28 protein-coding genes are annotated in these 26307 nt (G+C 69.9%); 12 read left to right on the top strand and 16 right to left on the bottom strand.

Annotation, left to right across the window (positions count from 1 at the left end; translation table 11 throughout):
• Positions 1-80: 80 nt before the first annotated feature.
• Positions 81-962 (bottom strand): diacylglycerol kinase, encoded by an 882-nt coding sequence (locus ACWCRB_RS32655; protein ID WP_450999492.1) that lies wholly within the window; start codon positions 960-962, stop codon positions 81-83.
• Between the two features lie 195 nt (positions 963-1157).
• On the opposite strand from ACWCRB_RS32655, the gene ACWCRB_RS32650 reads away from it, so the two are divergent.
• Complete coding sequence (locus ACWCRB_RS32650; protein WP_450999491.1) at positions 1158-2441, top strand: adenylosuccinate synthase; 1284 nt, start codon at positions 1158-1160, stop codon at positions 2439-2441.
• Positions 2442-2508: 67 nt separating this feature from the next.
• Here the strand turns inward: ACWCRB_RS32650 and ACWCRB_RS32645 are convergent, their stop codons facing one another.
• The gene (locus tag ACWCRB_RS32645; RefSeq protein WP_450999490.1) at positions 2509-4503 is read right to left on the bottom strand and encodes a YncE family protein; all 1995 of its coding nucleotides are present in this window, start codon (positions 4501-4503) and stop codon (positions 2509-2511) included.
• 254 nt (positions 4504-4757) lie between these two features.
• On the opposite strand from ACWCRB_RS32645, the gene ACWCRB_RS32640 reads away from it, so the two are divergent.
• Positions 4758-6587: a bifunctional metallophosphatase/5'-nucleotidase gene (locus tag ACWCRB_RS32640; RefSeq protein ID WP_450999489.1), complete on the top strand. Its 1830-nt coding sequence runs from the start codon at positions 4758-4760 to the stop codon at positions 6585-6587.
• A gap of 16 nt (positions 6588-6603) precedes the next feature.
• Here ACWCRB_RS32640 and ACWCRB_RS32635 read toward each other — a convergent pair whose 3' ends face one another.
• Positions 6604-7860 carry a hypothetical protein gene (locus tag ACWCRB_RS32635; RefSeq protein WP_450999488.1) on the bottom strand — a complete coding sequence of 419 codons (1257 nt, stop codon included), beginning with the start codon at positions 7858-7860 and terminating at the stop codon, positions 6604-6606.
• 274 nt (positions 7861-8134) lie between these two features.
• Here ACWCRB_RS32635 and ACWCRB_RS32630 point away from each other — a divergent pair, with 274 nt between their 5' ends.
• Positions 8135-9055 (top strand): hypothetical protein, encoded by a 921-nt coding sequence (locus ACWCRB_RS32630; RefSeq protein WP_450999487.1) that lies wholly within the window; start codon positions 8135-8137, stop codon positions 9053-9055.
• 22 nt (positions 9056-9077) lie between these two features.
• The gene (locus ACWCRB_RS32625) at positions 9078-9722 is read left to right on the top strand and encodes a hypothetical protein (RefSeq protein ID WP_450999486.1); all 645 of its coding nucleotides are present in this window, start codon (positions 9078-9080) and stop codon (positions 9720-9722) included.
• 107 nt (positions 9723-9829) lie between these two features.
• Here the strand turns inward: ACWCRB_RS32625 and ACWCRB_RS32620 are convergent, their stop codons facing one another.
• The 4 genes from ACWCRB_RS32620 to ACWCRB_RS32605 all read right to left on the bottom strand — a co-directional run bounded on the left by ACWCRB_RS32620 (position 9830) and on the right by ACWCRB_RS32605 (position 12900).
• Complete coding sequence (locus tag ACWCRB_RS32620) at positions 9830-10828, bottom strand: peptidoglycan-binding protein (RefSeq protein ID WP_450999485.1); 999 nt, start codon at positions 10826-10828, stop codon at positions 9830-9832.
• Between the two features lies 1 nt (position 10829).
• The gene (locus tag ACWCRB_RS32615) at positions 10830-11009 is read right to left on the bottom strand and encodes a hypothetical protein (RefSeq protein WP_450999484.1); all 180 of its coding nucleotides are present in this window, start codon (positions 11007-11009) and stop codon (positions 10830-10832) included.
• A gap of 32 nt (positions 11010-11041) precedes the next feature.
• Positions 11042-12103 (bottom strand): helix-turn-helix domain-containing protein, encoded by a 1062-nt coding sequence (locus ACWCRB_RS32610; RefSeq protein WP_450999483.1) that lies wholly within the window; start codon positions 12101-12103, stop codon positions 11042-11044.
• Between the two features lie 89 nt (positions 12104-12192).
• Positions 12193-12900 (bottom strand): 2-phosphosulfolactate phosphatase, encoded by a 708-nt coding sequence (locus ACWCRB_RS32605; RefSeq protein WP_450999493.1) that lies wholly within the window; start codon positions 12898-12900, stop codon positions 12193-12195.
• Positions 12901-12975: 75 nt separating this feature from the next.
• On the opposite strand from ACWCRB_RS32605, the gene ACWCRB_RS32600 reads away from it, so the two are divergent.
• Positions 12976-13806, top strand: a complete 831-nt coding sequence (locus ACWCRB_RS32600; protein WP_450999482.1) for a MerR family transcriptional regulator — start codon at positions 12976-12978, stop codon at positions 13804-13806.
• 44 nt (positions 13807-13850) lie between these two features.
• Here ACWCRB_RS32600 and ACWCRB_RS32595 read toward each other — a convergent pair whose 3' ends face one another.
• The 5 genes from ACWCRB_RS32595 to ACWCRB_RS32575 all read right to left on the bottom strand — a co-directional run bounded on the left by ACWCRB_RS32595 (position 13851) and on the right by ACWCRB_RS32575 (position 17402).
• The gene (locus ACWCRB_RS32595; RefSeq protein WP_450999481.1) at positions 13851-14339 is read right to left on the bottom strand and encodes a GntR family transcriptional regulator; all 489 of its coding nucleotides are present in this window, start codon (positions 14337-14339) and stop codon (positions 13851-13853) included.
• Positions 14332-15126 (bottom strand): hypothetical protein, encoded by a 795-nt coding sequence (locus tag ACWCRB_RS32590; protein WP_450999480.1) that lies wholly within the window; start codon positions 15124-15126, stop codon positions 14332-14334. Before ACWCRB_RS32590 ends, ACWCRB_RS32595 begins: the two co-directional genes overlap by 8 nt.
• Before the next feature lie 105 nt (positions 15127-15231).
• Complete coding sequence (locus ACWCRB_RS32585; RefSeq protein WP_450999479.1) at positions 15232-16197, bottom strand: hypothetical protein; 966 nt, start codon at positions 16195-16197, stop codon at positions 15232-15234.
• A 108-nt stretch (positions 16198-16305) separates the two neighbouring features.
• Positions 16306-16560 carry a DUF397 domain-containing protein gene (locus tag ACWCRB_RS32580; protein ID WP_450999478.1) on the bottom strand — a complete coding sequence of 85 codons (255 nt, stop codon included), beginning with the start codon at positions 16558-16560 and terminating at the stop codon, positions 16306-16308.
• Positions 16557-17402 (bottom strand): helix-turn-helix domain-containing protein, encoded by an 846-nt coding sequence (locus ACWCRB_RS32575; RefSeq protein ID WP_450999477.1) that lies wholly within the window; start codon positions 17400-17402, stop codon positions 16557-16559. Before ACWCRB_RS32575 ends, ACWCRB_RS32580 begins: the two co-directional genes overlap by 4 nt.
• Before the next feature lie 124 nt (positions 17403-17526).
• On the opposite strand from ACWCRB_RS32575, the gene ACWCRB_RS32570 reads away from it, so the two are divergent.
• The 6 genes from ACWCRB_RS32570 to ACWCRB_RS32545 all read left to right on the top strand — a co-directional run bounded on the left by ACWCRB_RS32570 (position 17527) and on the right by ACWCRB_RS32545 (position 20264).
• Complete coding sequence (locus ACWCRB_RS32570) at positions 17527-17961, top strand: hypothetical protein (protein WP_450999476.1); 435 nt, start codon at positions 17527-17529, stop codon at positions 17959-17961.
• 144 nt (positions 17962-18105) lie between these two features.
• Positions 18106-18324 carry a hypothetical protein gene (locus tag ACWCRB_RS32565; protein ID WP_450999475.1) on the top strand — a complete coding sequence of 73 codons (219 nt, stop codon included), beginning with the start codon at positions 18106-18108 and terminating at the stop codon, positions 18322-18324.
• 9 nt (positions 18325-18333) lie between these two features.
• On the top strand, positions 18334-18990 hold the full coding sequence (locus ACWCRB_RS32560; protein ID WP_450999474.1) for a hypothetical protein: 657 nt from the start codon (positions 18334-18336) through the stop codon (positions 18988-18990).
• A 115-nt stretch (positions 18991-19105) separates the two neighbouring features.
• Positions 19106-19372 (top strand): cupin domain-containing protein, encoded by a 267-nt coding sequence (locus tag ACWCRB_RS32555; RefSeq protein ID WP_232838647.1) that lies wholly within the window; start codon positions 19106-19108, stop codon positions 19370-19372.
• A complete protein-coding gene (locus tag ACWCRB_RS32550; RefSeq protein WP_450999473.1) occupies positions 19369-19821 on the top strand; it encodes a hypothetical protein in 453 nt (150 codons plus the stop codon). Before ACWCRB_RS32555 ends, ACWCRB_RS32550 begins: the two co-directional genes overlap by 4 nt.
• Positions 19822-19973: 152 nt before the next feature.
• Positions 19974-20264, top strand: a complete 291-nt coding sequence (locus ACWCRB_RS32545; protein WP_369036566.1) for a hypothetical protein — start codon at positions 19974-19976, stop codon at positions 20262-20264.
• 18 nt (positions 20265-20282) lie between these two features.
• Here ACWCRB_RS32545 and ACWCRB_RS32540 read toward each other — a convergent pair whose 3' ends face one another.
• The 4 genes from ACWCRB_RS32540 to ACWCRB_RS32525 form a co-directional block, all read right to left on the bottom strand.
• Positions 20283-20933 carry a hypothetical protein gene (locus ACWCRB_RS32540; protein ID WP_369036567.1) on the bottom strand — a complete coding sequence of 217 codons (651 nt, stop codon included), beginning with the start codon at positions 20931-20933 and terminating at the stop codon, positions 20283-20285.
• A 121-nt stretch (positions 20934-21054) separates the two neighbouring features.
• Positions 21055-23490, bottom strand: a complete 2436-nt coding sequence (locus tag ACWCRB_RS32535) for a glycosyltransferase (RefSeq protein ID WP_450999472.1) — start codon at positions 23488-23490, stop codon at positions 21055-21057.
• Positions 23487-24368: a GntR family transcriptional regulator gene (locus ACWCRB_RS32530; RefSeq protein WP_450999471.1), complete on the bottom strand. Its 882-nt coding sequence runs from the start codon at positions 24366-24368 to the stop codon at positions 23487-23489. Before ACWCRB_RS32530 ends, ACWCRB_RS32535 begins: the two co-directional genes overlap by 4 nt.
• Positions 24369-24485: 117 nt before the next feature.
• Positions 24486-25847: an aminotransferase class III-fold pyridoxal phosphate-dependent enzyme gene (locus tag ACWCRB_RS32525; protein WP_450999470.1), complete on the bottom strand. Its 1362-nt coding sequence runs from the start codon at positions 25845-25847 to the stop codon at positions 24486-24488.
• A gap of 237 nt (positions 25848-26084) precedes the next feature.
• On the opposite strand from ACWCRB_RS32525, the gene ACWCRB_RS32520 reads away from it, so the two are divergent.
• Positions 26085-26307, top strand: a 223-nt coding sequence (locus tag ACWCRB_RS32520; RefSeq protein ID WP_450999469.1) for a hypothetical protein, incomplete at its 3' end; no start/stop codon positions are given.

Here is a 26307-nt window from a genome sequence, read left to right as displayed (position 1 = left end):
CAGCGCGACATAGGGGGGTCTGGGGGCGCAGCCCCCAGGGATGGGACGGGTAGGGGCGGCGGGGGCGAAAAACCCACCCCTCACCCCGGCAGCGTCAACCCCCAAGCCCCCTCCCGCACCACCCACACCCGCCTCCGCACAGGCCCCGACACAACCCCCGCATCCGCCCGGTACCGGAAATCCGCCCCCGACACCGTCACCCGTCGCCCCACCGCCCCCAGCGGAGACGCCTCCGCGCCCACCGACACCGGGCGGACCTCCACCCGGGCGCCCCCGGACACCCCGGGGGTCAGCGTCACCGCCTCCACGGGCTGGTCGAGGTCCACGAGGGTCACCCCGTCCACCTCGACGCGGAGTCGGGACGGGCCGGGGCCGGGTACCGGAGTCACCCGTGCCCCCCGGGTCGGCCGTGCCGCCAGGGTCCGTACCAGTGACTGGCACGTCCGCAGCCAGGGATGAGCGTGAGCCGAAGCATCCGCCTCCGCACCGACCACCACCTCACCGGCGCCGGCCGGTCCCCGTATCGCAGGAATCCGTACCGCGCCCACCACCACACCATCGCTGTCGTCGACGAGCAGGTCCAGGCGGCGCTCCGCGCCCTCCAGGACCGCCCGGGCCGCCGCCACCGCGCCTGTGGGGACGCCGAGCGAGCGGGCCAGGGAGAGGACGCCGGCCGCGCCCACCGGGACGACGGACAGTGCACATCCGGCCAGTTCCCGCTGCCGGTGGAGGAGGGCCACCGTACGGAGAAGTGCCCTGTCGTCGCCGATCACCACCGGTCGGCGTGAGCCCCTCCTGGACAGGACCCGGGCGAATTCCTCGGGGCTGTCCGGGAGGCACACTTTTGTGGTCGCACCCGCGCTGAGCACGTCTTTCGCGATTCGTACAGACTCGCCGTCCGTCCGCCGGGCGACCGGGTCGATGACCACGAGGAGCTGGTCGGAAGTCGCCACCTCGGTCATGCCTCGCTTCCTCGGGTAGCATCTTTGTGCAAGAGCCCCTTGCGCTATTGCGCCAGGGGCTTCGTCTATTCCGGGGCATCCGGGTCCGACGGGTTGCGGCCGATGAGGGTCGCCGGTGTACGAGGCATGAGCCGAGAGCTCAGTCACGTACGCCCCTGGCCTTGGACATGCCCCGCCCGGAAGGGGTGTACGCGCGTGCCCGCACTTGTGCTGCTCGGTGCTCAGTGGGGTGACGAAGGCAAGGGGAAGGCCACGGACCTGCTTGGTGGGTCTGTGGACTATGTGGTGCGCTACCAGGGCGGCAACAACGCCGGCCACACGGTAGTCGTGGGCGATCAGAAGTACGCCCTGCACCTCCTCCCTTCCGGAATCCTCACACCTGAATGCACACCCGTCATCGGCAACGGCGTCGTCGTCGACCCGTCGGTCCTGTTCTCCGAGCTGAACGGGCTGAACGAGCGAGGCGTCGACACGTCCAAGCTCCTGATCAGCGGTAACGCTCACATCATCACCCCGTACAACGTCACCGTCGACAAGGTGACGGAACGCTTCCTCGGGAAGCGGAAGATCGGGACGACCGGGCGCGGTATCGGCCCGACCTACGCCGACAAGATCAACCGTGTCGGTATCCGCGTCCAGGATCTCTACGACGAGTCGATCCTCACGCAGAAGGTCGAGGCGGCGCTGGACGGCAAGAACCAGCTCCTCACCAAGGTCTTCAACCGGCGTGCGATCGAGGCGGAGCAGATCGTCGAGGAGCTGCTGACGTACGCGGAGCGGCTGCGGCCGTACGTCGCCGACACCGTCCTGGTCCTCAACAAGGCCCTCGACGACAACAAGGTGGTCCTCTTCGAGGGCGGCCAGGGCACGCTCCTGGACATCGACCACGGGACCTACCCCTTCGTCACGTCCTCCAACCCCACCGCGGGTGGCGCGTGCACGGGCTCGGGCGTCGGCCCGACGAAGATCAGCCGGGTCATCGGCATCCTCAAGGCGTACACGACCCGCGTCGGTGCCGGGCCCTTCCCGACCGAGCTGTTCGACGCGGACGGTGACGCGCTGCGCCGCATCGGCGGCGAGCGGGGTGTGACGACGGGGCGTGACCGTCGTTGCGGCTGGTTCGATGCCGTCATCGCGCGGTACGCGACCCGCGTCAACGGCCTGACCGACTTCTTCCTCACCAAGCTCGACGTCCTCACCGGCTGGGAGGAGATCCCGGTCTGCGTGGCGTACGAGATCGACGGCAAGCGGGTCGAGGAACTCCCCTACTCCCAGAGCGACTTCCACCACGCGAAGCCGATCTACGAGACCCTCCCCGGCTGGTCGGAGGACATCACCAAGGCGAAGTCCTTCTCCGACCTCCCGAAGAACGCCCAGGCGTACGTGAAGGCGCTGGAGGAGATGTCGGGCGCCCCGATCTCGGCGATCGGCGTCGGCCCGGGCCGCACGGAGACGATCGAGGTCAACTCCTTCATCTGAGCAAGTGGTGTCCGAGCAAGTAATGAGGGGCACCCCGTCCGACGGGGTGCCCCTCTCTCACGTCATGTCACGTCGTGAAGATGAAGTACTTCCACGCCCCGTGCGTCGTCGCGTTCACGTTGTCGCCCGAGGTCCCGTCGATGTACGACGAGCGGATGCGGAAGCGGTAGCCGATGTCGTGGACGCCGCCCAGTTCGACGCGGGAGATCCCGGCCGAGTCCAGGGCGAAGTACTGCGAGCCGCCGTCGTACCAGACGCCGTCGTAGAAGAACTCGATCTGCAGGCGCTGCTCGCGGTTCGGGTACGCCGTCATGGACGTCGTGAACAGCGGGTTCGTGGCCTGGTGGAAGTAGGCGTACGTCTGGCCGTACACCTTCTTGTTCTTGTACTGGCGGCTGATCGTCGTCGACACCTTGACCTTGGTGTAGACCGTGCTGGCCACCGACTTGGGCGCGTAGCGCGCGTCGCCCGTGAACCGTGCTGTCAGGCGGGTGTCGCGGGTGAGCTTGTACGTGGCCGAGAAGTCGCCGTTCTTGTTGACCGTGCCGGCCTTGACCAGCTTGTTCGGCGCGGAGCCGTACGGGTCGGCCCAGATCTCGACCTTGCGGTTCTTGTACGTCTTGCCGAGGTGCGCCGTGAACTTGACGCTCTTCGCGTAGTCGTACGTCTTCTTGTTGTTGGAGAGGCGGATCGTGGTCGCCGCGCGCGAGACCTCGACCGCGTCCGAGCCCGAGGACGCCAGGTGGTCGGCGTCGCCCGCGTACGACAGCGTGTACGTCACCTTGCCGCCGACCGGCGGGCTGTTGGTGAAGGAGAACGTGCCGTTCGACGCGACCGTCGCGCTGCCGATCTTCCGGCCGTTCGGGTTCTCCAGGTCCTTGCGGGTGATCGTCAGCTTGGCGCCCGCGGGGACAGCGACCTTGCTGGTGACCTTGCCCTTGACCGTCAGCTTCTTCGCCCGGTTGGACTTGGTCGGGGCGGTGACGGAGACGCTGGTGACGGCCTTCGTCGGGGTGTTCAGGATGCGCAGCTCGTACGTGCCGTTCAGGGCCGTGAGCGCGAACAGGCGGGACCTGTCCGGGGCCCAGCCGAGGCCCGCGTCGGCGAGTCCGCCGGTGCCGTCCGACCTGCTGAGGGTGTAGTCCCGGACCGAGGTCGTGCCGCCCGGCTTGTAGACGTTCAGGCCCTGGCCGTACCTCGTGTCGTTGCCCGCCGCGACCGAGCCGTCGGGGGCGACGGCCACGGCGTTCGCGTACCCCTGGCCGTTGGTGTACTTGCCGGCCGTCGTCAGGTCGGAGGTCTTGTACACCACCTGGCTGACCTGGTCCTGGGCGGCCACGACGACCCGTCCGCCGTCCGGCGTGACCGCGAGGTCGCGCAGTCGGCCGCCCGTGACGGTCGTGCGCGCGGTGGCGGTCGCGGTGCCCGACGAGACGTCGTACACGCCCAGTTCGGTGCTGGTCGCGCCCGGCAGGCCCGCCACCAGCGTGTTCGAACCCGGCGCCGCGTCCAGCACGGGCGCGGACGTCCACGGCTGGGTCGTGTCGGTGTCCAGGGTGACCTTGTGCTCCGGGTCGGTCGGGTCGACCGAGCCGATGTTGCCGGTGCCGCCGTCGGTGATGCTGCCGTACCCGAACCACAGCTTGCCGCCCGCGAGGGCCACGGACCGCGGGTCGACGTCACCCGTCGCGTACCGGGCCGACTCCGTCGCCGTGGCCGTGTCGATGGCGAAGATCGCGTCGCCGGTGTCGCCGACGCCGTCGGGCACCGCCGCGTACAGGGTGCCGGAGTCGGCCGACAGCTCCAGGCCCTTGACGCCGCCCAGGCCGGACACTTCCCGGACGAAGTTGCCCTTGTAGTCCGTGACGACGATCCGGTCGCTGGCCGGGTCGCTGACGAAGACCCGCTGGTGGACGCCGTCCACAACGATGTCACCGAAGGAGACGATGCCCAGGTCCCGCTGGTCGTCCGCCATGGCCGTACCCGCGACGCCGGTCGTGAGCGCGACGGAACCGAATGTGAGTGCGACCGCGAGCGCGGTCGAGAGAGTGCGTCTGTGCACGATGTTTTCGAACCCCCCGGTACGAAAGTGCCCCTGAAGCGGGGCCACTTGGTCTCTGTGTAGAGCCAGTGAAGAGAAGCGTAGGTCACACCACTGACACAAGGTTCACAGGGGGTTAACGGGGCGGGCGGGGCCCCCGGTTTTCGCTGGAATTGACCGGGACATGGCCTGTCATGGCCTGTTCTTGGTTCCTGGGCGACGGGTGTGCCGCCACGCTCTACGCGTGTAGCCATCGACTGCTCAGGAGTTCCCCCATGCCCATCTCGCCCATGAACCGCCGTGAGTTCGTGCAGAAGTCGGCCGTCACCGGCGCGGCTGTCGCCGTCGCGGGAGCGGCCGGCGCCGGTACCGCCGAGGCAGCCCAGCCCAAGCCCGCCGGGCACAGGCCCGCCAAGTGCCCGAAGACCTGGACGTTCTCCATCCTGGGCACGACCGACCTGCACAGCCATGTCTTCGACTGGGACTACTACCTGGACAAGGCCTACTCCGACACGAAGGGCAACTCCGTCGGTGTCGCCCGGGTCGCCACGCTCATCAAGCAGCAGCGGGCGGCGAAGGGCGAGGAGCACGTCCTGCTCGTCGACGCCGGCGACATCATCCAGGGCACCTCCCTCGCCTACTACTTCGCGCGCGTGCGGCCCATCACCGACAAGGGCGCCCCGAAGCACCCGATGGCCGTCGCCATGAACCACATGCGCTACGACGCCGCCGCCCTCGGCAACCACGAGTTCAACTACGGCATCGAGGTCCTCAGGAAGTTCGAGAGCCAGTGTCACTTCCCGCTGCTGGGCGCGAACGCGCTCGACGCGAAGACGCTGAAGCCCGCCTTCCCGCCGTACACCGTGAAGCGGATCCGCGTGCCGGGCGCCCCGGACATCAAGGTCGGCATCCTCGGGCTCACCAACCCGGGCATCGCCCTCTGGGACAAGGACAACGTCAGCGGCAGGATGGTCTTCCCCGGGCTCGTCGAGCAGGCGAAGAAGTACGTGCCCCGGCTGCGCGCGCTCGGCTGTGACGTCGTCTTCCTGACCGACCACTCCGGGCTCGACGGTTCCTCGTCCTACGGCGACGAGCTGCCGTACGTCGAGAACGCCTCGAACCTCGTCGCCCAGCAGGTCCCCGGCATCGACGCGATCCTGGTCGGCCACACCCACGTCGAGGTGCCCTCGTACACCGTGAAGAACGAGGAGACCGACGAGGACGTCCTCCTCTCCGAGCCGTACTGCTGGGGCTACCGGCTCAGCGTCTTCGACTTCGAGCTGGAACTCGTGCGCGGGCAGTGGAAGGTCACCAAGAAGACCGCGCAGACCCTCAACCCCAACACCGTGGACGAGGACCCGGAGATCAGGAAGCTCCTGGAGGCCGACCACGAGCTGGTCGTGAAGTACGTCAACACCGCGGTCGGCAGCTGCACCGAGGACCTCTCGGCGGCGGAGTCCTGCTGGAAGGACGTCCCGATCATGGACTTCATCCACCAGGTCCAGATGGACACGGTCAAGGCGGGCCTGTCGACGTCCGACGCCGCGCTTCCCCTCATCTCGGTCGCCGCGCCCTTCTCCCGCACCGCCGACATCCCGGCCGGCAGCGTCACCATCAAGGACATCGCCGGGCTCTACATCTACGACAACACCCTGTACGGCAAGAAGCTGACGGGTGCTCAGCTGAAGGACTACCTGGAGTTCGCGGCGAAGTACTACCACCAGGTGCCGACGGGCACGTCCGTGGACACCGCGACCCTCACCAACGCCAACAGCTTCTGGGACTACATGTACGACACCGCCGCGGGCGTCTCGTACGACATCGACATCGCGGCGGCCGAGGGCTCCCGCATCAAGAACCTTACCTACAACGGGACTTCGGTCGCCGACGACCAGGTGTTCGTCGTCGCCGTCAACAACTACCGGGCCAACGGCGGCAGCGGCTATCCGCACATCGCCGCCGCCGACATCGCGTACAGCTCCACGAACGAGATCCGCCAGCTGATGATCGACTACGTGACGTCGAAGGGGAGTCTGAACCCCGCCGACTTCGCGGTCACGAACTGGAAGCTGACGCAGGGCGGGACGGCGGTGTTCGCCGACTGAGCCCTCCCCGGCTTCCCTACGCGCGGCGCCGCAGCCGCGTGTAGGCGGCCAGGGAGCCTCCGGCGAACACCAGCGAGGCGCCGCCGAGGGACAGCGCGAGTGTGCCGCCGTCGCCGCCGGTGCTCGCCAACTGCGTGCCGGTGTTGGCCGGAGAGGTGGCGGGCGGTGTGGTGGGTACGGGCGTGGGAGTGGCCGTGGTGCCGGTCGAGGTGGAGGCCGAAGGCGTCGGAGCCGTGCTCGCTGTCTGGCTCGGGCTCGCACTCGGTGACGCCGACTGTCCGCCGCCCAGGGCCACTTGGGCGGACGCGGCACCCACGTACGTGCCCCGGAACGGGACGGACCCCTCGTTGACGATGACACTCTGGGTCAGGGTGGTCCTGCCGAGCGGAGCGTCGTCCTTCCAGGAGATCCGTACCGGAACGGAACTGCTGCTGCCCACCGGGGCCTTGTGGTCGCGCTCGCGCAGATAGTGGCCGACCCGGCCGGGCTCGGCGGTCGCCGTCACCGGCGGCAGCGTGACCCAGGCACCTCCCCGCTTCACCTGCACCGTCGCGTACGTGTCGGTGAACAGGACGCTGTTGAGGTTGAGGTACTCGGACGGCGTCGGGTTGGCCAGCGTGGCCTCGAACTCGACGGGCGCTCCGCCGCGTAGGGCCGTCGAGGGCACCCCGGTGAGCCCGGCGGTCAGGCCCTGGACCGGGATCGTACGGACGTCACGCGCCTGAAGGACCCAGGAACCGTCCGCCGCTCCGACGGACGAGGTCAGCTGGACGGCTCTCGCTCCACCGTCGCTGTTGCCGTTGTGCGGCTCGCCCATGGGCAGGCCGAGGCGCAGGTGGAGGACACGGCTCTCGCCCGGGCCGAGCGTGATGGTGATCGGCAGCGCCCCCTGGAACGAACCGCTGGTGTACTCCATCGGCACCTGCTGCCAGGCCCCGCCGTCCGTGCGGTAGTACATGGCCAGGCCGTTCTTCGGCATGCCGGGCCCGGCGTCCGCGACCAGGTTGAGGAACAGGTTCTGCGACTCGGTGGCGGAGGTGTTGGTGATCTTCTCCGTGAACTCGACCGGCTGCCCGGCCAGCCCCACCGCGGCGGGCCCGTCCACGGACAGCGTGGTGTTGCAGCAGGTCTGCGCGGGCCCGGCCGACGGAGTGGTCGGCGTCCCCGGCTCGGCCCACGCGGCGGGCGCGGCGGCCACCGCGCCCAGCGACATCAGCACGCCGGCCGTTCCCATGGCGAGTGGGCGACGACCGATACGGATGGTGCGAAACATGAATCCCCCCGGATTCGCTGGTGGTGTGCGAGATGCGCAGTGCCGACTCGGACGTGCCTGACGCGTGCGGACGTGCCTGACGTGTACATACGTCGTGGTCGTGAACCCCTGCGCTTTATAGACGGCGCTGGGGCCGGATGGTTGCGGGAGAATTCGGTTTTTGTCCGGATGCGTCGACTCCGGCGCCGATCTCCACTAAAGAAACGCTTGCGTTTCGATCGGGGGCGTCGTAGCTTGTCGGTACGAAACCGTTTCGTATCGATGGGAATACGCGATGACGACCTCTCCAGTGCTCCTGGCCGTCGCTCTCTCCCTCGTTTCCGCGCTCTGCTACGCCACGGCCGCCGTGGTCCAGGAGCGGACCGCCGCCGGAACGTCCGACCTGCGCGGCGCGCTCGTCCGCAGCTCGTGGTGGTGGGCGGTCCTCCTCAACGCCGCCGGCGCGCTGCTGCACGTGGTCGCCCTGCGCTACGGACCCCTGAGCCTGGTGCAGCCGCTCGGCGTACTGACGCTCGTGGTGGCGGTGCCCCTGGGCTCGCTGGTCGCCCGGCGCCGGACCTCGGGCACACAGTGGCGCGGTATGGCCCTCACGCTCGCCGGACTGACCGCACTGCTGACGGTGACGGCCTCGGGCGGCACGCCGAACACCCTGGGCAGCACCGGCGTCCTGGTGGTCGCGCTCGCCGCCGCCCTCCTCATCGCGGCGCTGGTACGCGTCGCCTCGGGCCCCTCCTCCCTGGCCGGCCTGGCCTTCGCGGCGGCCTCCGGCATCGCCTCCGCTGTCGGCTCCACCCTGTCCCAGAAGCTCGCGGTCGAGCCGACGCTGTCGTGGAGCACAGCGGTGGTCGCGGTCCTCACCGTCGCCTTCGCGGCGGGCGGGCTGCTGCTCGCCCAGAAGGCGTACGGCAGCGGCCTCGGCGGCCCCCTCGCCCTCCTCACCCTCGTCAACCCGGTCGCAGCGTCGGCGGTCGGCGTCACGCTGCTGGGCGAGGGCTTCCAGTACGGGGGGACGGGCGCCCTTCTCGCCCTCGCCGGCGCGGTGGCGGCGGGGCGGGGCGTGGTCCTGCTGAGCCGCCCCCAGCCCCAGCCCCAGCCCCTGCCGGAACCGCGGCACGACCGGCCCGTCCACCTCGACGTGCACGTACCTCACCTGCGCCCCACCCCGATCCTCACCGGCACCAGCCGGGCTGCCTGAACCTGAAACGGAGAACAGCACCATGACGACGATCCTTCAACTCCGCCCTCGGACGGCCGTGCGTGCGGCGGCGCTGGTGGACGTACCCGCGGTGGTCCGCATGATCGCCACGCCCCCGTCCTCGTGCAGGCCCACGGAGGACTCGGCGCCGGACTGGGAGCGGACACAGAGCGCCATGCGGCTGGTGCTGGCGCACTACGCCCTGGAGGAGGGCCGGATCTGGGTGGCCGAGCGTGCGGAGGGCGGCCTCCTCGCGGCTGCCGTCTGGCTGCCGCCCGGCGTCGGCTCCGAGCCCCCGGACACCCGCTTCAGCAACCTGCTCGCCCGCGAGCTGGCCACCGGTCCGCGGGACCTGCCGCTCCTGCCGATGTGGGCGAAGGAGGTGAACCCCGACGTACGGCACTGGAAGGTGGTCATCGTCGGCACCCTGGACGACACCAGCGCCTGGGACCACACGGTGGCCGCCGACCTGCTGACCCCGGGCCTGCGAGCCGTCGACGCCGGGACGGCGACGGCCGTCGCGATCACGATGTCCCCGCGCCACGGGGACCAGCTGCGGCCTCTTGGATTCCGCAGGCCGCGCGAGGTTGACCTGATGCCGGGCGCGAGCGCGTGGCTGACGACCCGGCAGCCGGTGGTACCCGTATCCGCGCGGGCTGCCGCCTGAAGCCCCAGGTCCACGCAGCACCGAAAACGGCTCCGCACGCCGCGGTACAGCACGGCGTGCGGAGCCCACGGGGCCCATGGGGCTACCCGGCGTTACTCGGTGTGCGGTCAGAACTTGCCCGCGTTGAGCGCCAGTTGCAGATGACGGGTGGTGTCCGGACCCCACTGTCCGTCGACGCCGGCGCCCACCTTCTTCTGCAGGGCCTTGACAGTGTTCGGGCCGACGACGCCGTCCGCGGTCACCTTCAGGTAGGTCTGGAGGGCCTTCTTCGTCAGCTTGCCGAGGGAGCCGTCGACGGAGAGCTTCGCGCCGTGCGAGTTGAGCGAGCGCTGGAGTGCGGCGCAGGTCGCGGGGCCGAACTGGCCGTCGACCGTGAGCTTTCCGGCGGCGGGCGGCCGCGGAGTGGGCTGGTGCGGCTTGCTGCCGCCCTTGAGTGCGGACTTCATCATGGCCATCGACGCCGGCCCGTACACGCCGTCCGGCGAGAGGCCGTACTTCTTCTGGAAGGCCTTCACCGCCGTCTCCGTGGCGGGGCCGAAGTCCCCGTCGACCACCAGCTTCGACGCCATGACCGTGTTGAGGTTCTGCTGGAGGGTCTTGACGGCGGCGCCCTTCGAGCCGCGGCGCAGCATACCGTCGGTGGGCGGCAGCGGCTGGGCGTTGCCGTAGGAGGGGCGGCCGTAGCCCACGATCACGGACGAATTGCGGCTCTTGCGCATGACCTTGTCGCTGGTGTTGCCCTCGATGGTCGTGATGGTGCCGTTGGAGTGCACGGCCTCGACGACACCGACGTGTTCGATGTTGCCTATGGACCGGGTTCCGTCGAAGTCGAAGAACACCACGTCGCCCGCCCGGACGCCACCGAGCCCGTAGTGCCAACGTCCCTTGGACTGGAAGGCCTTCGCGTGCGCGACCGTCCACGCGAACTTGCCCATCACCGCGCTCAGATTGTCCGAGTGCGCGGCGGCGTAGCTGACGGTCATGTCGCACCAGGCGTCGTTGAAGCCGTACCACTTGGTGATGAGGTTGGTGTTCGACCCGGGCGGGGTCTCACCGGTGCCGAGCAGCTTGCGCATCTGCGCGAGCATCCCTTCCACGGAACCCATGTCAGACCTCCCCGTTCTCGGGGAAGACGGCGATGTCGCCCTTGACGACGACCTTCGGGTCCTGGCTCACCTTGCTCTGGTCCGGGTCGACGTCGAACACCCCGGCACCGCCGCGCGGTTCCACCGCCCGCGGTGCGGCTGCCGCCGCCTTCGCTGTCACGTTCGCCTCGGATTCGGTCATGCTGTTTCCCCCATGAGTCCTACCGCTGAGTCCTACTGAGGCCTGCTGAGTCCACCGACAGGTGAGGCAGGCGAGGGGAGGACGGCAACTGCCGTGCCTCGTCCGTCCCATGAGTCTGCTGGGGCGTCGGAGGCGTGTCGTTGGCGTGGCGCGCACTGTTCCTTGTCGGTGAGCGCACCCGCGCGAAACCCCGTGGGGGTGTTGCCGTACGCGGCGCGGAACGCCCGGCTGAAGTCGGCTGCCTGGGCGAAGCCCCAGTGTGCCGCGATGGCGTGGACGGGCAGGTGGCGAAGCCGCGGGTCGGCCAGGTCGCGTCGGCACCGTTCCAGCCGCTGGGCCTTGATCCAGGCGGTGACGGTGAGTTCCTGCCGTTCGAAGAGCCGGTGCAGATAGCGGGTGGAGATGTGGTGCGCGGCGGCGATACGGTCCGGCGCCAGCCGCTGGTCGCCGAGGTGGTCCAGGACGTACTCCTGGATACGGCACAGCAGCACCGGAGTTGCCGGAGTTTCCTGAGCGGCTGCCCGGTGGTCGTCGCCGAGCAGGGTACGGACCAGGTCGGCGACCACCATGCCCAGTCGCCGCTCGTCGGAGGGCCGGTACGGGGTGGTGTCCCGCGCCAGTCCCGCCAGGAACTCCGCGACCAGCACGGCGAGCGGGCCACCGGGCGCGGCGGCCGAGTGCGCGGGGGCGGGCGACAGGGTCTGGGGCAGTTGCGCGGTGACCACCGCGTTGTCCGCGGCGGCCAGCCGCATCCGGAACGGCCGGGCGGTGTCGAACAGCACCATGCCCCCGGGCTCGGCCCGCGCAGTACGCCCGGCCTGGTCGAGGACCAACTCGCCGCCCAGCACGAGCGCGAGGTGGTACCGGGGATACAGGGCCGCACACTCTCTGTACGGTCCGGCGCCCCGTAACCCGGCCGCGTCGTCCCGTATCTCCACGGCCGGGCAGTGCGCCACGGACACCCGGACGGCGCCGAGCTCCCGCAACCAGCACCTCGCCCGGAACCGCTGGTCCGATTCGGCACGGGTACTGACCTGCCGCCCGTACAGCCCGGTCAGCAACTCCCCCCACGCCTCCACACCCACAACAAGCATCGGTGTCCCCCTGGATGGCCGAGTACCTCTGATACCAGGGATAGCCAATGTGCATAAACATCCGCTACATGCCGGGCCTGTTCCTGTACTCAGGCCGGGAGGTCGGGCACCGCGACGGGCCGGAGGACCATCAGGGACTCCTCCCGGCGAGCGATCATGGCGAAGGGGAACCGGTCGACTTCCAGGCAGAGTTCGACGTCGTCCGGGTGGAAGCCGCTGCGCAGCCCACCGGCGAGATCAGCGGCGGCACGAGACCCCCGTGCCCGCCGGAGATACGGTTCCACCTCGACCTCGCCCCCCGCCAGGCACCGCCCGATGTACTCGGCGCAGGCCAGGTCCTCGTCGGCCCGGCCGTCCTCACCGGTGACGACGAACGTCACCGGACCGGAGTTCTCACCCCGCAGGAACCGCGCGGTCGGCCCGGCGACGACGAAGCTCGCGCACAGCACCAGCGGCGCGTCCGCGACGGCGAGCGCGCCGACGGTTCCGGCTGTCGTCTTCTGCACGAGCGTGCGCCCGGCGAGGTCGCGTGACCGCAGCAGACCGGGCGAGTTGACCGCGTCGAAGCCGGGGGCCGGAGGCCCGTCCTTCAGGGCCAGCCACCCCGGCCGGCTCTCCTTCAGAGCGAGCGACTCACTCAGCGTCGAGGCCAGGACGATCCTCTCGACCCCACGCGAGAAGGCCCAGGCGGCCACGGTGAAGGCACGCATGACATCGATGACGACGGCGACGCGGGGGACGCCGGTCGACTCGGTCGACTCGGTCAACTCCGGGATACCGACGAAGTGATGATCAATTCGATGATCCATCACATCATCCTGACGTATCTTCTTGACCCTCACACCGTGTCAGGCGGTCAGCTCGGAGACATCATGTTCACCATCGGAGACTTCGCCCGGCACGGCCGCGTCTCGGTCCGGATGCTGCGTCACTACGACGCCACCGGCCTGCTGCGCCCGGCCCACGTCGACCCTGCCAGCGGCTATCGCCACTACACCGCCGCCCAGCTCGCCCGCCTCAACCGGATCATCGCGCTCAAGGACCTGGGATTCACCCTCCAGCAGGTCCGGGACATCGTGGACGAGAAGGTCGGCGCCGAGGAACTGCGCGGCATGCTGCGGCTCAGGCGAGCGGAACTGGAGACCGCCGTGGCCGCTGCCGGGGCACGGCTGGTCCAGGTCGAGGCGAGGCTCCGAGCGATCGAGAGCGAGGGGCACATGCCCACGAACGACGTTGTCGTCAAGAACGTCCCCACGGTCCGGGTGGCGGAGCTGACCGCGACCGCCGCAAGCTACGAGCCCGAGGACATCACCCCGGTCATCGGCCCGCTCTACGACGAGCTGTTCAGGCGCCTGGACTCGGCGGGCATCACCCCCACGGGCCCCGGAATCGCCTACTACGAGGACGCCCCGGAGGGCGGCGGCAGGATCAGCGTCCACGCCGCGGTCACGGTCTCCGCCCCGCTCCAGGACGTCCAGGACGGCGACTTCCGCATCCTCGACCTGCCGCCCCTCGACCGGGCGGCGACCATCATGCACCACGGCTCGATGGACACCGTGCTCCCCACGGCCCAGACCCTGGCCCACTGGATAGACGCCAACGGCTACCGGTCGAACGGCTACCCCCGCGAAATCAACCTGGAGTGCCCCGAGAACCGCGACGACTGGGTGACGGAACTGCAGGCACCGGTGAGCGGGGCCTGAGGGCGGGGTTGGGGGGCAGGGGCGGGATGTGAGTGTCGTCGGCATCATCCCGCCCCCGCGGCTCCCGCGGCTCCCGGGCGTCCGGGGCCTGCCCCGACGCCCGCCGTCCTGGTGCCGCCCGCCCCGCTGTCGGCGGGGGCCGACGAGGAGGCGGGCCCCAGGTCCAGGGCGTGGCGGACGGCGGTCAGGATGTCCTCGGTGCCGGCGCCGAGTGCTCGGGCGGCGGAGGTGAAGTCCCGGGCCAGCGTGGCCAGTTGGTCGGCATCGTGCGCGTACGGCTCGGACGGGAGCGCCGCGACCCGGGTGCCCGCGCCACGGCGGGTGCGGATCAGCTCGGCGGCCTCCAGCTCGCGGTAGGCGCGGGCCACGGTGCCGGGCGCCAGATCGAGGTCGGCGGCGAGCTGGCGCACGGTCGGCAGGCGCTCGCCCGTGACCAGCCGGCCGGTGCGGATCAGCGCGGCGAGCTGGGCGCGGATCTGCTCGTACGGCGGTACCTGGCTGGTGGTGTCGACGCGGACGGCGGGCTCACTCATCGTCGGGAATCCCGTCGCGGGCGGCCTCGTCGTCGACCGCCCGGGGTGCCACCACGGTGACCAGCGACCATCCGAAGGTGAACAGGCCGAGCAGGCTCAGGGGGCAGATCGCCACGATGGCGGCGGCACCCAGCGGGCCGGCGCAGGCTCGCTCCGTGAGCGCGACGAGGACCATCACCGCGACGAGCAGCACCTGGGTCGACACCAGCAGCCCCCAGGCTCCGGTGATCGCCCACGCGCGGTCGCGGCGCTGCTGGTCGTCGCCCGGGCCGTGAGCGATACGGCGCAGGGCCCAGACGCAGACGGGGGTTCCGACCGCGAGGGCGGCGAACATGGGGCCGCTGTAGTACAGGCCGGGCCATGGACCGAGGGATGTGCGCAGCCCTTCGCAGGTGACGGAGAGGACACTCCCCGCTCTGCCCGCCTGGCCGGGGTCGGCGGAGGCGGTGACCGCACCGATCACCAGCAGGGCGACGAGGGACGCCGCCTGCAGAAGAAGCAGGGGCGTCATGCGGGGCGGCACCTGGTCCCGGACCAGGCGCGGGGCGAGACTCGCGGTGCGTACCGCTTCCTGGGGACGCAGGGTCAGGGCGTCGCCGAGCAGGACACCGCCCACCGCGCACAGACCGAAAGCGGTGATGGCGAACACGAGGGGCATCGTGATGTCGCCGCTGCGCATCGTCACGAGCTGCCGTGCCGCTTCGGTGCCGATGGCCAGCCCGGACCAGCGGGCGTAGTGGTCGGCGTGGTCGAGGAACCGGGACTGCAGCGGGACGGTGTCGAGCATGCGGAGATCCCCCCGGGGCATCTTGTATCAAGCAGTGGGTACAAGATGCCCTGGTCGGGATCTTGTGTCAAATGCTCGATACAAGGTGCTGTGTGCGGGAGGCCATCAGCCGAGGTGCGGGCCATTCGTGCGGCGGTGCCGAATGTCTGGGGGGTCTGGGGGGTCTGGTGGGGGTATGAGGGCGTCGATGGAGGCTCGAATGCGCCTGGCTCGATCGACAAGGGACTGGCGGGTCTTGTTGGGGGTGGAATCACCGGCCTGTGCGAGCAGGGTGTTGAGGTGTTGGTCGGCGGCCTGCCAGGCCAGAAGGGCCCAGTCCTGCCGGGCGGGATCGTGCGGGGGCGGTAGATGTTTTGCGGCTTCGTCCAGTGAGATCTTGGCCGCCGTCGCCAGCAAATCGGACTGCGGGACGACCGGGGGACCCGGCTCACTGTGGTAGCAAGCGCGAAGCTCGTCCCTTGACGGCAGCAGGACGCCGGCCAGCGAGGATCCGACGGCCGCCAGGGCGGCGGCGATGCTGCCCACGGCCGGGAGCAGCAGCGGTGCGCAGGCCACAGCGGTGGCGGTGGTGAGGAAGGGCACCAAGCGGTGGGAGACGTGCAGCACCCTGCGGACCAGGGTGCGCCGACGTGCAGCGGTGTCGCGGGCGGCCTCGGTGTGCGGGACATCGATGATGCCCCGCCTGATGTCCTCCAGTGCCTGTCCGGCCTCGCGTAGCCGGCCTTCCATCCTGCCTACGTTGAGGTGGTAGTCGATTCGCGTCAGCTGGTCGAGCAGGAAGGGCAGTCCGGACATGGGCGGAGTGACGTAGCGGGAGTGGACCAGCAGGGCCGGCACGGCCAGCCGCAGAGCGGTGGCGATCTTCTCGCCGGTAAGCGGCTGGGCGTCAATCACCCCCGGATACCGGTCCAGGACATCGATGAGGCTGCGGGCACTGTCCACCAGCTCCTGGGCGGACCGCACGTGGACGGCGGCCGGGTAGCTGCGTTGGTGGCTGATGGTGAGACTCTGGCAGCGCTGGATGAAGTCGGTGTAGGAGACCAGCACATCCTCAGGTGTCGCCTCCGGCATTCCTGTCCCCTCAGGTTGGCGTCAGGGGTCAGTGTCCGTGCGTGTATGCCGTTTCGTACAGGTCTGCTCCGGCCACTTCGGGGCCCCGCCGATGAGCGCTGCAGTGGTTCAGGCGGTACGTCCGAGAAACGCGCCCCAGGCCTCGCCGGTCACCGTGAGGTTCGGGCCGGTCGGGTTCTTGGAGTCGCGGACGTGTATCGCGGTGGTGGGGGTGTGGGGGCAGGGGGCGATCTCCACGCAGTTGCCGCCGCCGTCGTCGCTGTACGTCGACTTGCGCCAGGTGTAGGCGACTTCGACGCAGTCCCCGCCGCCGCTGTCGCTGTAGCTGGACTTGAACCACCGCAGTGCGCCGGTGTCGCTCATGGTTCCCCTCCTGCCGATCCTGCCAACTGCTCGATGAGGCCGAGTGAGTCGTCGGGGCTCAGAGCCTGTGATCGGATCTTCGCATAGCGGTGCGCGAGTTGGGCCACCTCGGGCGGTTCGCTGATGAGGATGCCTTGATCCTCGATCTCCATGTAGACGACGTGGTCGTGGTCCTCGGTGACGAGGAGTTTCATGGGGCCGCGGTCACCAGCGTGCGATCCGCGCAACCCACGGTCCGTCGGGAGTACTTGTAGGCACACGTTCTCCCGCTGGGCGTCCTCGGCGAGCGAACGCATCTGGTCGCGCATGATGTCCCAGCTGCCGAACGGCCGCCGCAGTACGCCTTCTTCGAGGATCAGTTCGATCATCGGGGCCGAGTCGCGGTCGAAGAGCGCCCGGCGGGCGAGCCGCGCCTCGACGAGTTCTTCCCGCTTCTGGTCGGAGACCGCCGGAAAGCCGCCTCGGATGAGTGCCTGGGCGTACGGCTCGGTCTGGAAGATGCCGTCGATGACGAAGGTCGCGTACGAGGAGATCGTGACCGCGCCCCGCTCCAGTGCCGCAGCGCCCCGGAACCGAACCGGATACTTCTCCATCAGCATCCACTTCCGGGCCTTCTCGAAGACACCCAGCCCGTTCCCCAGCACCTCCTCCAGCTTGACGAGCATCTTGTCGCTGGCGGGCTGTGCGCACGTCTCCATCGCGCTGATCGCCGATGCCGTGTAGCCGATCAGCTTGCCCAACTCCTCCTGTGTGAGCCCCGCTTGCTCACGCAGTGCCTTCGCGAGGGCGGCGACCATACGTGCCGTACCCCCCGCTTCCATCCTGTTCTCCGAACTCGCCATCCGGTCACTCCCGAACTCAACCGAACTCAACTGGTCACCACCGGCCCGCGTCGAATTCCGACAGCTACGCACCCTCGACACAGAGTTATGGAAGAAGCTAGCCCTGCCTGCCGAAACTGTCTCCATGAACACGGAAAGTAACGAGGTAAACCTCGACGAGCCCCCACTCACCCCCGATATCCCGGACTGGGTCCCGTCCACCGGCATCCAACTCCGCAAGGCGGGCGTCCAGTTCGACGCGGTACGGGTCGACGGTGACGAGGGCAGAGCGGTCGCGGACCGGCTGGCGCGGATGACCGGCGGGGCGCCGGGGCCGGTCGTGGAGGAGGCGAGCGGGAGTCGTGCCGTCTACTTCCTCGTGCCCGTCGGTGCGACGACCCGGCGGATCTGGCCGCCCGGCGTCATCAGTCTCGCGTCCGGGCCGAGTTGCGTCGCGTACATCCCCGTACCCGCCCTCAACGGGCAGACGTGGCCGCTGACTTGGCGTTATCGGCCAACCGGGAGAGATCACCTCGTACACGCGTTGCTCTTGAAGGCGGCGCTTCACCCCGAAGAGTGAAGAACGCGAACTTCCGCCCGGGAAAAGCCCGTTCGGCTTGCGTTCGTCGCTCTGCGTGCCCTTAGAGTCACGGCAACAGAACGCCCCCGCGGTGCGCCAACACCCGGGGGCTCGGCATCAAGAGCAAAAGCCCAGGAGCTCCTCATGCGTATTCATCGTACGACGCCCACGCGCGCCTTTTCCGTCTTCTCCAACGCCCTTCTCCGCGACCGGAGTCTCTCCTGGTGTGCCGTAGGCGTACTGACGTACCTCCTCAGTCTTCCGAACGGCGCTCGCGCGACCATCCGCACCCTTGCCGAGCAGCGCAAGGAAGGGCGGGCCCGGATCGCCTCCGCCCTGCATGAGCTGGAGGAATCCCGGTAGCTGCGGCGGGTGGTGCGCAAGGACGAGGAGTCCGGGCAACTCTCCACCGTGTACGAGGTGTTCGACACTCCGTACGATGACGAACCCCCTGCGGGTGAATCCGAAGAAGTCCAGAACCTGGCCTCCGGCGAGTCGCGATCCGGGGCTTCGGGCGCTCTCCCTTCGGGAGAAAGAACCCGGGAAGAAGAACCTCCCTCCCCGCCGTCGCCCGGCGAGGCGGCGGCCGAGCCCGAGGCGCCGCCGGGTGAGCGCACCGCGCTCGCCGCGCGGTTGCTCGGGTCGCTGGCCCGTATCGAGCCGCGGCTCGAACTCGGTGCCGACGACGCGTTGCGGCTGGCGCCGCTGGTCGAGGAGTGGTGGGCCGCCGGGGCGAGCAGCGCCCAGGTGCGCGCCGCTCTGACGCAGGGGCTGCCCCGGCGGCTGTACTCGCCGCGCGCCATCATCGAGGACCGGCTGACCCGCAAACGCCCTGTCGCGCCATCCGCGCCGGTCGCACCTTCCGCGGCTGGGCAGGCGCGGGCGTCCGCCGGGTCGACCGCCGGACCCGTCACGACCGTCGAGATCCGCAAGCCCGGTGCGGCCGGCGGCTACCGCGAGGCCGCGCGGCGCGGCGGCGCCGAGGTCCGCGCGCTGCTGCTGCAGAGGCGGCGGCCCGCGCCCGCGTAGGCGCCCACAGACTCCTGGCGCGCGTCCGCGTGCCGGGTCCTTCGCAAGAAACGGAGTGTCGATGACCATCACACTCGAACGCCCGGAGACGGTATACCGCCGGTATACTGTGCTCATGCCTGACACCACGATCAAGGTCGACCCCGCTGTCCGGGACCGTCTGCAGGAGCTGGCGCGGGAGCGCGGGATCAGCATGCGGGACCTGGTGGCGGAGCTGGCCGGGGCCACGCCCACCAAGGAAGAGCTGCGCAAGCGGTACGAGGAGACGCGGGCGTACGTCGAGGAGCACTTCCTCGGCAGGCCCTACACCGAGGAGGACGAGAAGGCCGGCGAGAAGCTGTGGGCCGACCTCGAGGCCGGGCGCATCGGGGAGGTCCAGTGACCGAGGGGAAGTCGTACCCGCTGCCGCGTGCCGTCATCTTCGACGACACCGCCGCGCTCGCGCTCGGCGCGGGCAACAGCATGGCTTCCCGGCTGGTTGTCGAGGCCGAGAAGGACCCCGCCCTGCGGGTCTATGTCCCGGCGCTCAGTCTGGCCGCCGCCGAGCTTGAGCGGGCGGGGGTCGCCGAGCATGTCGGTGCGCTGCCGTCCGTCAACATCGAGGGGCTCGACTTCGCGGGAGCGGCCGCCGTGGGCAAGCGCCTGCGGACGGCCGCCGCGGGCGAGGAGGGGCAGGGGGGCAAGGACGAGCCCGACTGGAGCGGTGCCCACGTGCTCCATCTTGCCCTGCCCACCGTGGAGTGGCCTCGTGGGCGACCCGTCCTGACCAGGACTCCCACGCGCTATCGCGGCACGGGCGTTCGTACGATCCGGATCGTCGAGCAGGGCTGACGGTCACCGTCGGCCGGGGTGGGGCCGCTCCCACGCCTGGGATCGGTCCCGCCCCGGCGGGGTGAACGTGTGCGCGCCAACCTCCCGCAACAGGAATAGGCTGGAAACGCATCAAGCACACCTAAAACCCCCGTCAGGAGAAGGTGAGTGTCATGCGTGTCCTGCTCAAGGCGCAGTTCGACACGGAGAAGGGCAACGAGGGCATACGCAGCGGCAAGCTGCCGACGTTGTTGAAGGAGGCTATGGACCTCCTCAAGCCGGAGGCGGCCTACTTCGGCCCCGAGGACGGTTGCCGGACCTGCTGGCTGGTCATCGACATGCAGGACAGCTCTGAAATGCCGCCCACCGCCGAGCTGTTCTTCACCCAGTTCAACGCCAAGGTCTCCTTCACCCCCATCATGAACGCCGACGACCTGCAGAAGGGGCTCTCCCACATTCGGTGAACCCCCCGGTGTCGGGGCTCAGCTGAAGACGATCATCGAACCCTGCGCCAGACTCCTCGTCGCCGCCGCGTTCAGGCCCAGCCACACATGCCGCTCCCGCGCGAACGGGCTCGCGTCGAAGGGAGCCGGTGCCGCCGGTTCCTCCAGGGACGTGGGGGTCAGCGGCGGGGCCGGGGCCAGCGGGGGGTTCGCCGGGTCGATGCCGATCGACGGGGCCACGAACTCCAGTTCCCGCAGCAGGGTCTGGGACGAGCCCAACGGGCCGCCGCCTTCGAGGAGTTCGTCGCTCGTCAGCGGGTGCGGGAAGTCCACGGGGACGTACGCGCCCGCGTGGTCGTAGTGCCAGACCAGGTGCGACTGCTGGGCGGTCGCCTCGAACATCTCCAGCAACTGCTCGTAGTCCCCGCCCAGTTCGCCCACCGGCGTCACCGGCAGACCGCACACCTGGAGGAGATACGCGCGGCGCAGGAAGTGCAGCGCGTCGTAGTCGAAGCCCGCGATGGGGGCCACGTCGCCGGACAGGCCCGGCATGTACGAGTACACCGGCACCGGCGGCAGTCCCGCCTCGCCCAGCACCTTGTCGTAGAGGGCGAGTTCCTCGGCGAAGGGGTTGTCGGGGGTGTGACACAGCACGTCGACGAGTGGGACCAGCCACAGGTCACAGGCCAAAGGAGCACTCCTCGCATCACAGGTGTCGGGTCGGGCGGAGCAGTCAGGGAAGCGTAGTAGGTCGCCGGTGGGTCAGGCCCCCGTGTGATGGGCCAGACACCGACAAGAACAGGTCACCGGGTCATGCCCCGTCGTGCAGGTCCCACACCCACACCCCGCCCGTCCACTTCCCCGGCTTCCCCGTCAGCTGTTCCAGCGTCTCGCGCAGCACCCCGTCGTTCCCCTGCGGGGCCAGCACCAGCACGCCCGCTTTCCAGAACGCGAAGTCCTTCTTGGCCTGCGCCCGCCAGTTGTCGCCGATCGTCGGCGCGACGCCGTTGTAGCGGACGTCCCGCAGCATGTTGGACGTGAAGCGAGGCGAGGCGCCGTAGATGCCGACGCGGTCGTCACCGTACGGGCCGTTGAAGTAGCCGCCCGGCAGCTTGAAGCCGAGGCCGGCCGCTGTCTGCCAGTGCAGTGCCTCCGCGTTGCCGGGATCGGGCAACGGCACCGGGACCAGGGACTCGCCCTTCCCCACGTACGACTTCCACATGCCGTCCGCGATGAACGGCGGCACGTCCACGCGCTCCACCGACTTCAGCGGGGCCGGGACGATCGGCAGCACCGCCAGGACGACCGCCAGCGTGCCGAAGTACTGAGTGGAGAGCTTGCGGGTGGCTGCCAGGCGTTCCACCGCTACGGCCAGCAGCATGCCCAGCGCCGGTGCGCAGATCATCGCCACCCGGCCCTCGATCACCGACTCGAACAGCGGCTTCTTGGCGAGCAGCGCCCACGGGCCCGGCAGCACGGTGTCGGTGAGCGGGATACGGAACTTGGGGCCGAGCGAGAGGAACGCCGCGGCCACCGCCGTGAACGCCAGCGCCTTCACCGCCGGGCGCTCCCACAGCCGTACGACGATCGCGAAGGCCAGGGCGACCAGCGGCCAGCCGTAGAAGGCGTTCTGCTCGGTCGGGTTGAGGGAGAGGGCGTTGGCCCTGTCCGCGTCGCCCGCGATCAGCGAACGCTCGGCGAAGGAGAGCAGCGCCATCGGGCTGTTGCCCGCGTTGTCGCCGTGCAGCACGCTGTGGTAGCTCTGCGGGCCGAAGAACTGCCAGTAGAGGGGGATCGCGACGATCGGCAAGCAGACCGCCGCGCCGATCGCCAGACCCCGCAGCAGCGGGCGCCAGGCCGTCCTCGCCACGTCCCGGCGTACGGCGGCGTACGCGAGGGCGAAGAGCATCATGCCCATCGCCGCCAGGAGCAGCGGTTCCTCGCCGAGGAAGATCTGGTACGCCGCCATCAGGCCCAGGATCACGCCGTTGCGGCGCACCCGCTCGCCCTCGCACAGCCTCAGCGCGCGGTCGATGATCAGCGGCATCATGAAGAGGATGACGAAGTTCGGGTGCGCGTTGGCGTGGCTGATCATCGGGGGTGCGAAGGTCGCCAGGGTCGCGCCGGCGAAGGCCGCTCCCCGTTGCCGTACGACCCTTTTCACGATCAGCCAGTACCAGGCCGTCGCCGTCACCGCGAGGCCGAGCGTCATCACCAGGGCCAGGGAGATCGCCGGTCCCGCGAGGAGCGTGATCGGCGTGAAGGGGACCGACAGGCCGAGCATGACCGTGTTGGCCATGAGGTTCACACCGTCGGGGAAGCCCTGGAGGTCGGTGAAGAGGGGGTTCTGGAAGTGGCTGATGTTGTGGGCCGTGACCGCGAAGAACCACTCCCACTGGTTCTGGTCCTGGAGCGAGTCGGGGAGGTAGCGGCCGTTCGGATCGGCCCAGCGGCCCGCGTACAGGGCGACGGCCATGAGGAGGAAGAGGGTGACGGCCAACAGGTCGGCCGGGCGGACCGCGCGTGCCTTGAGGGCCGTCAGTTCGGCGAGGACGCGGGCGTAGTCCAGCGGGCGTACCTTCGAGCCGGACTGGTGGGCCCAGCGGACCGGGATCTCGGCGACCGGCCAGTCCGCGCGGCGGAAGTGCTGGAGGACCTCGACGTCGATGCCCCAGCCGTTGAGCCGGGACGCGGCGAACGCCGTACGGGCGCGGTCGCCGTCGAACAGTTTGAAGCCGCACTGGGTGTCCCGTATGCCGGGGACGGCGACCCTGCGTATGAGGAGGTTGCCGGCCCGGCCGAGGAGTTCGCGCACCCGGTGCTGGTGGTGCTCGATCGTCGACCCGGGGACGGAACGGGAGCCGATCGCCGCCGCGTGGCCTTCGCCGAGCGCCTTGTCCAGGACCTCCAACTCCTCTATGGGAGCTGCCAGATCGGCATCCGTGACCAGGACGCGGGCGCCGCGCGAGGCGGCCACCCCGAGGCGCAGGGCGTGGCCCTTGCCCCGGTTGCGCGGGCTGGTGACGAGCTGCACCCGGGGGTCGGCGAGCGCGGTGACGAGGGCGCCGGTGCCGTCGGTGGAGCCGTCGTCGACGACCACCACCTCCCAGTCGCCCCAGCGGCCCTCGTTCTCCCGGAGGTGGCCGGTGATGGCGTCGAGGGTGGGGCCGAGGCGGGCTTCCTCGTTGTAGGCGGGGACGACGACGGTCAGGTCGAGGGTGGCCGTCGTACGGGTGGGAGCGCTCATTCGGCGGTGTCCCCGTTCCCCTCGTGTTCCTTTTTCCCGTCCTCTTTCCCGTCCTCCTCTGTGGTGAGGACGGTGTTTTCGGCGCGGAGGTTCGCCAGGCCCTCGATCAGGGCGAGGGAGTGGGTGTCGTACGAGTCGACTATCCGGTGTGCGTCGGCGAGGTCGCGGCGGGTCAGCGCGTCGACGACCTCGGTGTGGTCGGACCAGAGCCGGCCGCGCAGATCGGCGATCCGGCTCAGATGCTGCACCGCGCACACCCAGGACTGCACGCGCAGCCGGTGCAGGAAGTCGGTGAGGTACGGGTTGCCGAACAGGGCGCCAAGCTCGCGCCAGAAGCGCAGGTCGTAGCCGATGAGGATGTTCAGCTCACCGGCGGTCGCGGCACGTCTGGCCTCCTCGCCCCGGCGGCGGACACCGGCGAGGGCGGCGGCGGCACGCGGGTCGCCGGCGCGGACGAAGAAACCGCGCGGGCCGGGGCTGTCGGCGGCGAAACCACTCGGAGCGGTCCTCGCGGCACTGCCATCACTGCCCCCGGTACTGCCCTCGGGGACAAGCGGCAGGCCCTTCGCGAGCCCGTGGAACATGCCGTCGGTGACCAGGCCGCGGGCCTCGATCATGCCCCGGAAGTCGGCGAGCGAGTACTCGTGCACACGGAAGCCGCGGTGCTGGTCGGCCTCCAGCAGGCCCTGGGCCGACAGATCGACCAGGGCCTCGCGCACGGGCGTGGCGGAGACGCCGTACTGCTCGGCGATCTCCTTGACCGTGAACTCCTGGCCGGGCTGGAGACGCCCGGCCAGCACCTCGTCGCGGAGCGCGTCCGCGATCTGCTGCCGCAGGGTGCTACGGGTCACGGCGCCGTTGCCGCTGCTGGCGGGCATGGTCGGAACCCTCCCCCTTCGCGCGTGTGGATGACGTACTCGCATATGTCTACGAGCACGTCACCTTACGCGTTCGGGTTCCCTGCGGAGTTTCCCCTGCGCTTACCCGCCGTCCTCTTACCGTCCCTCGGTGTATTCGTCGGCGACGGACAGTGCTGCGTCCAGTGCGGCGAGCCCTTCCTTGGCCTCGGCCTCGGTCACGTTGCAGGGCGGGACGACATGCGTCCGGTTCATGTTGATGAACGGCCACAGCCCGTTCGCCTTCGCCGCGGCGCCGAACGCGGCCATCGGCGCGTTGGCCTCGCCGGCCGCGTTGTACGGCACCAGCGGCTCTTTGGTCTCCTGGTTCCGTACGAGGTCCAGGGCCCAGAAGACACCCGTACCGCGCACCTCGCCGACGCTCGGATGCCGGGCCGCCAGCTCCGTGAGCGCCGGTCCGATGATGGTCTCGCCGGTGCGGGCGGCCTGGCCGACGATGTCCTCCTCCGCCATCACCGTGAGCGTGGCGACGGCGGCGGCGCAGGCGAGCGGGTGCCCGGAGTAGGTGAGGCCGCCGGGGTAGGCGCGAGTGGCGAACGTCTCGGCGACGGCGCCCGAGATCGCGACGCCGCCGAGGGGTACGTAGCCGGAGTTGACCCCCTTGGCGAAGGTCATCAGGTCGGGCACGACGTCGAACAGGTCGGCGGCGAACCACTCACCGGTCCGCCCGAACCCGGCCATCACCTCGTCCAGGACGAAGACGATCCCGTACTGGTCGCAGAGCGCGCGCACCCCGGCGAGATAGCCGGGCGGCGGGATCATGATGCCGGCGGTGCCGGGGATGGTCTCGAGGATGATCGCCGCGATGGTGGACGGCCCCTCGAAGACGATCGTGTCCTCAAGATGCTGAAGCGCCCGCGCGCACTCCTGCTCCTCGGTCTCGGCGTAGAACCTCGACCGGTAGAGGAAGGGCGCCCAGAAGCGTACGACCCCGGCGGTGCCGTTGTCGGAGGGCCAGCGGCGGGGGTCGCCGGTGAGGTTCACGGCCTGCTGGGTGCCGCCGTGGTACGAGCGGTAGGCGGACAGCACCTTGGGCCGGCCGGTGTGCAGCCGGGCCATGCGCACGGCGTGCTCGACGGCGTCGGCGCCACCGTTGGTGAAGAAGATCTTGTCGAGATCGCCCGGGGTCCGCTCGGCGATCAGCCGGGCCGCCTCCGACCGCGCCTCGACGGCGAAGGCGGGCGCGAACGTCGTCATCCGCCCGGCCTGCTCCTGGATCGCGGCGACGACCTTCGGGTGCTGGTAGCCGATGTTGGTGTAGACGAGGCCGCTGGTGAAGTCGAGGTAGCGCTTGCCGTCGTAGTCCCAGAAGTAGGACCCCTCCGCACCGGCGACGGCGAGCGGGTCGATGAGCTCCTGCGCGGACCAGGAGTGGAAGACGTGCGCGCGGTCGGCGGCCTTCACGGCCGCGCCCGCCTGGGGGTTGGGCTGAGGGGTCATGCCGTGGAGCGTAGGTGTCCCGGGTGACGGCGGGATATCGGCGTCCTGTCTGCGGTCGGGCGTTTTGCGCGACAGGTTGTCGCGTGTCCCGACGGGGTAGGGGGTGCGGGGCGCATGGGGAGGCGGGCATGGAGCGGCTCGGGGACGGGGATCCGGCGCGGATCGGGACGTACCGGCTGATCGCGCGGCTCGGTGCGGGTGGGATGCGCGGCGCGGGCAGTACGGGTGGTGTGGGTGGTGGGGGTGCTCGTACAGGCGGTGCGGGTGGTGCGGGCGGTCGTACAGGCGGTCCGGGCGGTCGAACGGGCGGGACCGGTGGTGCTGGCGGTGGTACCGGCGGGACCGGTGGTGCGGGCGGTCGAACGGGCGGGACCGGTGGTGCGGGCGGTCGAACGGGCGGGACCGGTGGTGCGGGCGGTCGAACGGGCGGGACCGGTGGTGCGGGCGGTCGAACGGGCGG

The sequence above is a fragment of the Streptomyces sp. NPDC002156 genome, assembly GCF_053593675.1.
This window is presented reverse-complemented; position numbering and strand designations above follow the sequence as displayed.